Source organism: Paenibacillus tabacirhizosphaerae (assembly GCF_040812395.1).
GTDB lineage: Bacteria > Bacillota > Bacilli > Paenibacillales > NBRC-103111 > Paenibacillus_E.
In genome coordinates this window covers 551,467-561,837 of record NZ_JBFNXH010000003.1, presented here as the reverse complement: position 1 = coordinate 561,837, position 10,371 = coordinate 551,467, and the positions used below count along the sequence as shown (strand labels likewise).

Here is a 10,371-nt window from a genome sequence, read left to right as displayed (position 1 = left end):
GTACAGCCTCCTCCATTTTCTTGAAGGACTGTACCTTTTTCGTATGAAAGGACTTTTTCAGTGGCCTCCTAAAAAGGCTGCTGCTCCTTTTCTATGTGCCAAGTAAACGTGATTAAGCGTGATAGCTGCCCATCGGTTCATTGAGCACCCATTCGAGCATGTCGATCATATCCGTTAGACGTTCATTTTGAACGTTGAGTGCTTCACGTTCTGCGGGAGCCCCCGCAAGCGCTATCCGCGTTTCCAGAGCTTGTTGTTGCTGACGCAGCTCATTTTGTTTCCGTTTAATTTGGCTTTCGGTTCTCACTGTAAGGCACCTCGACGTGTTTTTAATCTATCATACTCGTAATGCGAGCGGAATTTCAAATACGAAAGCGAGGGCACCACTCATTGAAAATTATTCTCAATAGCATTGACAGTCCAGTATTTACAGGGTATATTTGGAAATATAACAATAATGATAATCATTATCATAAGATGTGAAAGGTTGCTTTCTTCAGGAGAGCGACAAAAAGAATCGGGAGGTCAAATGTTCTTATGAATGGTAGAAGCAATAGAAGCAAGAAACAGATTTGGTTTTCAGCTTGGCTTGTTTTCATTTTTTTACTAACGGCATGTTCGAGTCAACCTGCCGCACAAACGACGGAAAAGCCGAAAGATGGGGTAGAAAGCAAAGCGAAAGATAAAGAATCGCTTGTTATTGCGCAATCTTCGGAAACACGTGATTTAACCATTATCGATCCGTTGCAAAAAGATATCTCTTTGCCTAGAAGCATGGTATTTGACACATTGATCGAGCGCAAGGCTGACGGCAAGCTGGTGCCCGCTTTAGCAGACTCGTTCGAGACCAAAGACAATATCCTTCACCTGAAAATCAGGAAAAATGTTGCGTTTCATAATGGAGATCCGCTGACAGCCGAATCCGTGAAGGCAACACTCGATAAAATCTTAAGCAAAGATGTCACAACTTCCTATAAATCGGGGTTTGCAGGCGTCGAAGAAATTAAAGTTATTGATGAGTTCGCTGTGGATATTATTAGCAAGCAGCCCAATTATGTGCTGCCGAATTTCTTGGCGGAAGTGCCCGTTCTTTCCGCAAAACAACTAAGTTCGGGAGATGCCTATAAAACGCAGTTGAACGGAACGGGTCCCTACCTGCTGGACGAATGGAAACGCGGGGAACAGGTAACGTTAAAGCTCAATACTAAATATTGGAGAGAGAAGCCGGCCTTTGGGCAGGTTGTCATTAAAAATGTAGCGGATGAGTCAACTCGCATCGCGGAGCTGCTCAGCGGGAAAGCGGATATTGCTTCTGATATCCCGGCGGCATCCGTTGAACGGATTAAAGGCCAAAAGGATTATCACGCAGTGTCTGAGCCTGGAGTTCGGGTAACATGGCTTAGCTATAATTTTAAAGCGCCTTTCGATAATCAGAAAGTGCGTCAGGCGATTTACTATGCCATTGACCGGAAGGGATTGGCGAAAAATTTATATGGAGATTTCGCATCTCCTGCGACAGCACCCGTGATTAAAGGCGGCGCAGGGTATGTGGAGGCGTATCCGCTATCCGATTTCAATGTGGATAAAGCGAAAAAACTGATCGCAGAATCTGGTGTTCAGACGCCGCTTGCGATTGATCTCGATGCACGTAAAGTGGATCTGGATATTGCCCAAATTACACAGGCGCAACTCAAGCAAATCGGCATTGAGGCGAAGATTAATACGATTGATGCGGGCACATTCTTTGATCCAGCTCGTTTTGAGCAAAGAAAAACCGGCTCCATCCTGCTCTCCACCAGCTTCGATAATCCGGAGAAAGAGTCATACCGATTGTTCGGCACCGCTTATTCCGGGGAATCCTTCTTCAAAAGATACGGTTATAAACCTCTGCCCGCTGCGGATGCGCTGATCAAAGCTTATATAGCGGAACCGAAAGCGGAAGCCCGAGTGGAAGATGCCAAGCAAGTATTGGCGCTATCCAAAGAGGACGCTTCTGTGCTATGGCTTATGCATCCGTCCAATATTTATGGCTTGTCAAACGCCATCAATTGGACACCCGATGGCACAGGAAGAATCGATATCCATCAAATTAAGGTGAAATAAGATGATACATGGGTTACAAAAGGCCGTCCAACGTTTCGTTGGCGGTCTCTCCGTCATTATAGCGGTCTCGATTTTGCTTTTCTTTGCCAATGAAACGCTGGGAGATCCGATATATGCCCTTCTTCCTATGGACGCCACGGATCAGCAGCGGGATGCGCTGAGAGACTCGTTAGGGCTAACCGATACTTTGCGTTCACGGTTGGCAACCTACCTTTCACTTACGCTGAGAGGCGAGTTCGGGATTTCTTATAAGCTGCAGGAACCGGTGTTAACGGTGCTTCTTCCCTATTTGTGGGGGACGGTTAAGCTGATTGGATTAACTTTGCCACTTGGGATTGTCGGCGGCATATTCCTTGGTTTTCTTAGCCTGCTGCTTTCTTCGAGACTGGATCGTTACCTCAATAAGTTTCTTCTCATCTTGCATGCATTGCCCGGATTTGTTCCTGCTATTTTGGCGATTGAGCTGTTTGCCGTCCAGTTGAAGTGGTTCCCGCCTTCCGGCAGCCAAGGGTTGGCTTCGCTTGTCCTCCCTGTGCTATTGCTTGCTGGGGCGGAAGCGCTCAAAATCGGCATATTGCTTCGTACCAAGTTCGCAGAGATTCTGAATGAGAAGTTCATTCTCACCGCCAGGGCGAAAGGTATTGGAAACATCCGCTTTCATATCCACTATTTGTTGCGTCCTGCATTATCCTTGATTTTTTCCTTCGCAACGATCCAGATCGGCGTCCTCTTGAGCAGCGTTGTCGTAGTGGAAAGCGTATTTTCTTATCCGGGAATCGGCAGTCTGGCGATTCAGGCTTTAACGAACAGGGATTTCCCGCTCTTGCAAGCATGCATTGTGATGACCACCTTGTTTTTTATAGGGTCCAGATTTTTGCTGGATTTGTTTCATCCATGGCTCGATCCGCGCTTACAGCAATCCGCTGCTTGGGAGAGATCGTTATGAGAACATTCAATTTGAAAAAGATCGCATATATCCTTGTAATTCTTGCATGTATGATCGTGTTAGCTGTTGCTTTTAAAGGACATTTGTACGATCCGACAGCCCCTTTTGTCGGTGCCAAATTGACGAAGCCGTCTGTATCATTCGTGATGGGGACGGATCATCTGGGACGTGATGTGTTTAGCCGATTGCTTTATGCTTCGGGAATCACGATCGGCTTGTCTTGTATAGCGGTTTTGCTCGCTATGCTCATTGGGACCATCATGGGGATGCTGGCTGGCTTCCATGTTTTTCCCGTTCTCACACCGATTATTTTATTTATCGGACAAATATCTGTCGTGTTTCCGATTCGGTGGCTCCCCATGATTGTGGTCGCTTTGTTTGGCAACGGAAGCACGGGGATGGTGCTCTCCATGTTTTTTGCTCTTTGGGGCCAGTTTTTATGGATCGTTTATGATGAAGCCAGAGGAATTCGGGGACGCGGTTTCATCAAAGCCGCATACGTCTTGGGCGGAACCAAACGGGCCATACTCCGCATGCATGTGCTGCCTCATATGATACCGGTTGCGCTCATTCTGAGCACCTTCTCCTTTCGCACGGCGATTGGCATTCTGTCTACGTTAAGCTTCTTGGGCATTGGCTTACAGCCGCCAATTCCGACTTGGGGCTTGATGATCGCTGAGGGTCACCCGTATTTTCTGCAAGCATGGTGGACGGTGTTCTTCCCAACACTCACTTTGGCTTGCTCGGTGCTGGCCGTGAATGCATGTGGCAACTGGTTGGAGCGAAGATGGAAACGCCCGGATTCTAACGAAAGGCAGGAGATATTCCATGAACAAACGCAGGCCGTTCTTTGAGATTAATGAACTGCGAACCTCTTATGCTGCTAGTCATACGGACCTATTTCCAGTAAATGGAATTAGTTTCCAATTGGAGAAGGGAGAAACATTAGCGATCGTAGGGGAAAGCGGCTGTGGGAAAAGTACGCTGGCCCATGCTATTCTCCGTCTGATTCAAAAACCGGGAAACATTCATAGCGGTGAAATTTGGCTGGAGGACCGAGACCTCCTGAAGCTATCGGAGCGGGAGATGAGAACCTTGCGCGGGCGCGACACCGCCATGGTATTCCAGGATCCGATGAGCGCATTCCATCCGCTGATGCGGCTCGGCGATCAATTAACGGAATCCATCAAGGAAGGCTCTGCCCATTCGAAAAAGCAAATGGCGATAGAAATGCTGGAGTGGGTCGGGCTCCCGGACCCGGTAAGACAAATGAAAAGTTACTCTTATGAACTCAGCGGAGGCATGCTGCAGCGCGTAATGATTGCGATGGCGCTTCTGAACCGTCCCAAATTGCTTATTGCGGATGAACCGACTACCGCCTTGGATGTTACCGTTCAGGCCCATGTTCTGAATCTGTTCCGGAAGATGAAAGCCTCATTCGGCATGGGGATGCTATTTATTTCTCACGACTTAGCCGTTGTGGCGGAAGTGGCTGATCGTGTAGCGGTCATGCATCAAGGAAAGATTGTGGAATGTGGAAAAGTACAGCAGTTGTTCCGGAATCCGCAGCATGCTTATACGCGCCATTTGTTAGAAATGGCTCCTGTTCTGCAGGATGCGCGGGAAGAGAAGCAGGAGAAAAAGAGACAGAAAGTGGCGTTGTAAATGCTGGCTTGTCAACATATACATAAAAACTTCATCAAGCATAAAGGGCTTTGGTCAAATACCGCTGTCCATGCCGTAAGCGGCGTTTCTCTGGAGATCAAGCGTGGAGAGACGCTAGGGTTAGTGGGAGAGAGCGGCAGCGGAAAAAGTACGCTGGGCAGGTGCTTGGCTTTTCTTGAACCATTGACGGAAGGAAAGATATTTTGGGGCGAACAAGAGATTCATAAGCTTTCTCGTGAGCAAAAAAGAGAGCTTAGGAAAAAAGTTCAGGTTATTTTTCAAGATCCCCTTGATTCCTTAAACCCTCATCTTACAATTGAACGCATCGTGATGGAACCTCTTATCTATTTTGGCATCGGCAGCCTGCCAGAGAGACAAGAAAAGGTTCGAAGAATGGTCGAGAAGGTCGGCTTGCTGCCAGAACTGCTTGCTCGCTACCCGGGGCAACTGAGCCGAGGCCAATGCCAGCGGGTAAATATTGCCCGAGCGCTCATTCTGGAACCGGAGATCGTCATTTGCGATGAGATTATTTCTGCGCTGGACGTTTCGGTCGGAGGGCAGATCGTCAATTTGCTCGCTCAATTGCAGAAGGAACAAGGGTATGGTTACTTGTTTATTTCGCATGATTTGGCCAGAGTCGCACAGATCTCTCACAGGATTGCCGTCATGTACATGGGGAAAATTGTGGAGGTTGTGAAGGGGCCCCAGTTTCATCTGGAAGCATGCCATCCTTATTCTCAAACCTTGCTGGCTGCCATGCCGAGGTTATGGTCGGATGGTCAGATGAACAGGCCGATGCCCGAGGTCGCCCAGCACCTCGCTGACCCCGTTCAGCCTCCTTCCGGATGCCGTTATCATCCGAGATGCCCTTATGCGACAGAGCTTTGCCTTGCCAAAGAGCCGGAATTAGCCATTCGCAACGACAATCATCTGGTTGCCTGTCATTATCTGTTATAAGACGAAAAAGCCGACTACTCATTGGAAAGCGGAATGAATGAGTAGTCGGCTTTTGTATGCTAATAGCCAATGTGCTTGTTTACGACGTTCTGTAAAGGAAGCCCGTAGGAGAGTCGATCCAGATTATCTGCAAAAATGCGCATGGCTCGCTCCATCGTCTGGCGGGAAGAAGCAGAAATGTAGGGAGTTATCAGGACATTCGGCATATCCCATAGCGGACTGGTATCCGGCAACGGATGCACGCTAAATACATCTAATCCAGCTCCTGCAATCCAGTTTTTCTGCAAAGCCTTTATTAACGCCCCTTCCTCAATGACCTGCCCCCGGGAAATATTCAAAACGTAGGCGGTGGGTTTCATCATCATGAATTGTTCTTCCCCGATTATTCCTTTCGTTTCTTCCGTTAATGGAAGGCAAATAACGACAAAATCAGACTTCTCTAATACATATTGGAGCTGTTCCATAGGGTACAGACGTATATGTTCTGCTAAAGCATCTGGCAATACGCCCGATGAGGCACGTCGCAAAGCCATAATATTCATTCCCAAATGGTGCGCTTTGATCGCGAGTTCCTGCCCAATGGCTCCAAGTCCGACTATGCCCAGCGTGAGCCCTTCGATTTCGAATCCGCTGCGCAGGCTCTCGCGCTGCCAGTTCTTTTGAACCTGGGCTCGTACAGATCGATGAATATTCCGCGAAAGACCCAGCAGGAGCGCCAACGCATGCTCAGCAACTGGTTTCGCATTGGCTCCTTTGGAATTGGTCACGATGACATTGCTGGCCAGAATATCCGGACCGAGCAGCGGCTCCATGCCGACGCTTATGGCATGCAGAAGTTCCAACTGGGGACAGGCGGCGAAGATGTTTTTCGGGAAAAACATGCCCGTACAGCAAAGCACTTGGCTATCTGACACTGCTTGAATAGCCTCATCTTCATTGGTGCATGGCAGCACGTGAATATGAGCAGGGAGAGGAGGCAGCTTCTCGTAATATTCCCTTGCGTTATCTGCGTATAATACGGCCTTGATGTGGCGCATTAGGTAAGTTCCTCCTCCATCATACACCTACAGTTGTTTTAGCAAGTGCCTGGTCAAGGATCGAAACGGCTTCATCAACATCACTTTTCGAAATAATGAAAGGAGGAAGAAGACGGAGTGTCTGGTTTACACCCGCTCCAAGCAGCAGACCCCGATCGCTTGCTAATTGCGCAACCTGTTTGTTGTTTGCAGAGAGCTCGACTGCTATGAGCATGCCGCGTCCGCGGATATCGACGATTGACGAATGGATAGACTTCAAGCTCTGCAACTGGCCCATGAGATAGCTTCCGATCTGCCGGACATGCTCGAGCAAGTTTTCGCGCAAAATGGTTTCGATTGTGGCTACGCCGGCTGCGCAAACAACAGGATTGGCTCCAAATGTAGCCCCATGGTCACCGGGACGGAAGGCGGAAGCCACCTGGGAGGAAGCTGCGAATGCCGCATTCGGCAAGCCGCCGGACATCCCTTTGGCCATCGTGAGGATATCAGGCGTTACACTTTCGTGCTGATACGCGAAAAAGGCGCCTGTCCGTCCGAGACCAGTTTGAATCTCGTCCCAAATCAGCAGTGCTCCATATCGATCGCAGAGCGCTCTAGCCCCTTTTAGAAAAGAAGCCGTACCGACATGCGCTCCGGCCTCCCCCTGTACCGGTTCGAGAATAACAGCGCAAACCGTTTCATCCATCGCTTGTTCCAAAGCATTCAAATCGTTGAACGGGATATAGCTGAATCCGTCCAGAAGGGGGCCGAACCCTTCCTGCATCTCAGGTTTACCGCTTGCCGTCAGCGCGCCAAAGGTGCGTCCGTGGTAGGAACGAAGCGCGGTAATAAATCGCGTTTTGTGAGAATTCCCTTGCCGATAGGCATATTTCCGGGCAAGCTTCATCGCGCCTTCCACGGCTTCCGAGCCGCTGGGGCAAAAAAATAATTGATCGCCAGCACCTTGTTCAACCAGCAGTTTTGCCAGACGCACGGCAGGTTCGTTGTAAAACAAGTTGGACGAATGGATGAGATGATTCATTTGCTCGGATGCTGCTTTTACGACATTTGGATGACAGTGCCCAAGCGTATTCACCGCAAAGCCGCCGAGAAAATCGAGATATGGCTTTCCTTCCATATCCCAAACGCGTGCCCCTTCACCGTGAGACAGAATGAGGGGACTGCGGTTGAATGTTGGCATGAGATAACGTTCACCTTGTTGGTGAAGTTCATGCGAGGCAGACATAAGATCAGCTCCTTAATCGAGTAGGCATTTGGAACTTAATGTAAAAAAATGAATTGACAAATGATATTGATAATCGTTATCATTTATTATGATAATCGTTATCACTATCAAAATCAATCCTAATTTTTACAATTTTTGTAGATCGTGAGGAGGTGAAAGGTTGGAGGAAGATACCGTCCTTTATCTGACGATGGAAGATGTTCGAGCCTGCAATGGAGAGGATGCCAGTGCAGCACGCGCAGATGTTTCCAAGGCGCTTGCTATTCATGCAGGCGGAGAAACGGCGCTTCCGCCCAAAATAACGTTGTCTCCCCCTTTCGGAGAGCAAGAGCATTCCTCCCATTACGTGGTGATGCCGGCCTACGTTGGCGGAGACGTCCAAATGGCGGGCGTCAAGTGGGTCAGCGTCGGACAGGAATGCGATTCCTCATCCATTCCGGCAATTCCTTCGCTTATTCTACTGGTCAACCATGGTAACGGTCGGCCCATCGCCATTATGGATGGAACGCTGCTTACCGGAATCCGCACTGCCGCTGTCACTGCCGTTGCTGCCAAAGCTCTGGCTAATCCGCAAGCAGAAGTGCTTGGCCTGATTGGGGCGGGATTTCAAAGCAGGATGCATCTGCAGTCGCTCATGGAGGTTCTGCCCTGCTTGAAGGAGATTCGCATCTATAACCGGACGCATCTTAAAGCGCAAGAGCTGGCTGCTTGTTACAGCACGCAGTTCCATGGCAGTATCCGTGCTGTCAGACAAGCGGAAGCGGCTGTGCAGGGTGCAGATGTGGTCGTCTCCGCGACCTCATCTTTAACGCCGATCATTCAACAAGCATGGCTCAAGGAAGGTGTTTTTTATGCCCAAGTAGGGACGCATGAATGTACGTTCGAAGCTGTTCATGATTTTAACAAAATCTATGTAGACGATTGGGAACAAATATTGCGAAGAGGCGTTCAGACGTTAGCCATGATGGCCAGTCATGGGCAATGGGACGGGAGCCGTCTGCACGGAACCCTAGGAGACTATTTGAATGGGCAAATTTCAGGCAGAGAGTCGGCAAGTGAAAAGATCATGTTCTCCGGAATCGGACTCGGTGTGACTGACATTTGCATGGCAGAACGAATATATCGAACAGCCGTTGCGAAAGGGATTGGAAATAAACTGCCCTTATGGGGCAAAGGAGAGATCATCCGTACATGACGAGACAAATTCAAGAAAAAGGCGCCGTGAGGAAACCGTTAACGGAAATCGTGCACGCCGGGGAAGAGATTCGGAATCCTTACGGCAGCATTACGACACCTATCGTACAAACCGTTAACTTTTATTTCCACAGTACTACAGAATTAGCTGAGTACTATCAGGAGAAAAAGGGACTCAGCAATGCGGAAAAGGAGCGTTACCCCCGTTTTAAATACGGACGAACCGGTAACCCCACGCAACAAACGGTGGAAAAGAAGCTGGCCGCTCTGGAAGGAGGCGAAGCCGCACTGCTCACCGCAAGCGGCATGAGCGCAGTGTCAGTGGCTCTGCTCGATTTGCTGTCCGCAGGCGATCACCTTGTTATCGTAGGCGACCCTTATTTCCATATCAAAGAATTCGCAGATAAGTATTTGACCAAATGGGGAATCGGAACGACCTATGTGCAAATCAATGATTTTGCCGCGTTGGAAGATGCGGTCGGGCCGAACACAAAAGTGATTTTTGCCGAAACCCCAACTAACCCGCATTTAAGGGTTATCGATCTGGATAGAACCGTAGCCTTCTGCAAGGAAAGAAATTTGTATTTTATCGTTGACAGCACGTTTGCCACCCCCTACAATCTGCGCCCGCTTGATTACGGAGCGGATCTGGTGATTCATAGCGCGACTAAATTTATGAGCGGGCATAACGATGTGATTGCCGGTGCGCTGGTGGGCCGAGCGGATGATATCGTGCGCATGCGGGAAAGCCTGGAAATCATGGGCGGCACGATTCAGCCGACTATTGCCTATTGGGTCGCCAGAGGGCTCAAGACGATGGGGCTGCGGATGGATCGACATAACGACACGGCACAGCGTGTCGCGGAATTTTTGGAACAGCATCCGAAGGTGCAACGTGTCTATTTTCCAGGGCTAACCTCTCATCCGGATCATGAAATCGCTACTTTGCAAATGAAAGGTTTTGGCGGCGTTGTTACATTTGAAGTGGGGACCTTGAAGCAGGCAAGGGATCTGGTTGACGCAATGACTATTCCCAAAATCGCCAGCTCTCTAGGCGGTGTAGAAAGTCTGATTAGTGTAACGGCTATGAGTGCGATGGCCTATTATTTCATGACACCGGAGGAGAGGGCGGAACGCGCGATTCCGGAGGGTATGATCCGTTTTTCGATCGGGATCGAGGATCCCGACGATCTCATAGACGATTTGGCGCAAGCGCTGGCGCGTATATAGCCTTTTTAAGGATA

Annotated in this window: 10 protein-coding genes; 7 read left to right on the top strand and 3 right to left on the bottom strand. The window is 49.2% G+C overall.

Annotated elements, in window-relative coordinates:
• Window positions 1-112 precede the first annotated feature (112 nt).
• Window positions 113-307: a hypothetical protein gene (locus ABRS97_RS08495; protein WP_367812844.1), complete on the bottom strand. Its 195-nt coding sequence runs from the start codon at window positions 305-307 to the stop codon at window positions 113-115.
• A 230-nt stretch (window positions 308-537) separates the two neighbouring features.
• Between ABRS97_RS08495 and ABRS97_RS08490 the strand changes: the two genes are divergently transcribed.
• Genes ABRS97_RS08490 through ABRS97_RS08470 form a run of 5 tightly spaced genes read left to right on the top strand, consistent with a single transcriptional unit; the run spans window position 538 to window position 5,671 of the window.
• Window positions 538-2,103, top strand: a complete 1,566-nt coding sequence (locus tag ABRS97_RS08490; RefSeq protein ID WP_367812843.1) for an ABC transporter substrate-binding protein — start codon at window positions 538-540, stop codon at window positions 2,101-2,103.
• A gap of 1 nt (window position 2,104) precedes the next feature.
• Complete coding sequence (locus ABRS97_RS08485; RefSeq protein ID WP_367812842.1) at window positions 2,105-3,049, top strand: ABC transporter permease; 945 nt, start codon at window positions 2,105-2,107, stop codon at window positions 3,047-3,049.
• Entirely contained in the window at window positions 3,046-3,903 is an 858-nt protein-coding gene (locus ABRS97_RS08480; protein WP_367812841.1) for an ABC transporter permease, read from the top strand. Before ABRS97_RS08485 ends, ABRS97_RS08480 begins: the two co-directional genes overlap by 4 nt.
• A complete protein-coding gene (locus tag ABRS97_RS08475) occupies window positions 3,878-4,714 on the top strand; it encodes an ABC transporter ATP-binding protein (RefSeq protein WP_367812840.1) in 837 nt (278 codons plus the stop codon). The genes ABRS97_RS08480 and ABRS97_RS08475 overlap by 26 nt, the downstream gene beginning before the upstream one ends.
• The gene (locus ABRS97_RS08470; RefSeq protein WP_367812839.1) at window positions 4,715-5,671 is read left to right on the top strand and encodes an oligopeptide/dipeptide ABC transporter ATP-binding protein; all 957 of its coding nucleotides are present in this window, start codon (window positions 4,715-4,717) and stop codon (window positions 5,669-5,671) included.
• A gap of 59 nt (window positions 5,672-5,730) precedes the next feature.
• Here the strand turns inward: ABRS97_RS08470 and ABRS97_RS08465 are convergent, their stop codons facing one another.
• A complete protein-coding gene (locus ABRS97_RS08465) occupies window positions 5,731-6,708 on the bottom strand; it encodes a D-2-hydroxyacid dehydrogenase (RefSeq protein WP_367812838.1) in 978 nt (325 codons plus the stop codon).
• A 19-nt stretch (window positions 6,709-6,727) separates the two neighbouring features.
• A complete protein-coding gene (locus ABRS97_RS08460; RefSeq protein ID WP_367812837.1) occupies window positions 6,728-7,933 on the bottom strand; it encodes an aspartate aminotransferase family protein in 1,206 nt (401 codons plus the stop codon).
• Window positions 7,934-8,093: 160 nt separating this feature from the next.
• Between ABRS97_RS08460 and ABRS97_RS08455 the strand changes: the two genes are divergently transcribed.
• Both ABRS97_RS08455 and ABRS97_RS08450 read left to right on the top strand, forming a co-directional pair.
• Complete coding sequence (locus ABRS97_RS08455) at window positions 8,094-9,128, top strand: hypothetical protein (RefSeq protein ID WP_367812836.1); 1,035 nt, start codon at window positions 8,094-8,096, stop codon at window positions 9,126-9,128.
• Complete coding sequence (locus ABRS97_RS08450; RefSeq protein ID WP_367812835.1) at window positions 9,125-10,357, top strand: trans-sulfuration enzyme family protein; 1,233 nt, start codon at window positions 9,125-9,127, stop codon at window positions 10,355-10,357. Before ABRS97_RS08455 ends, ABRS97_RS08450 begins: the two co-directional genes overlap by 4 nt.
• The last annotated feature ends 14 nt before the right edge of the window (window positions 10,358-10,371 follow it).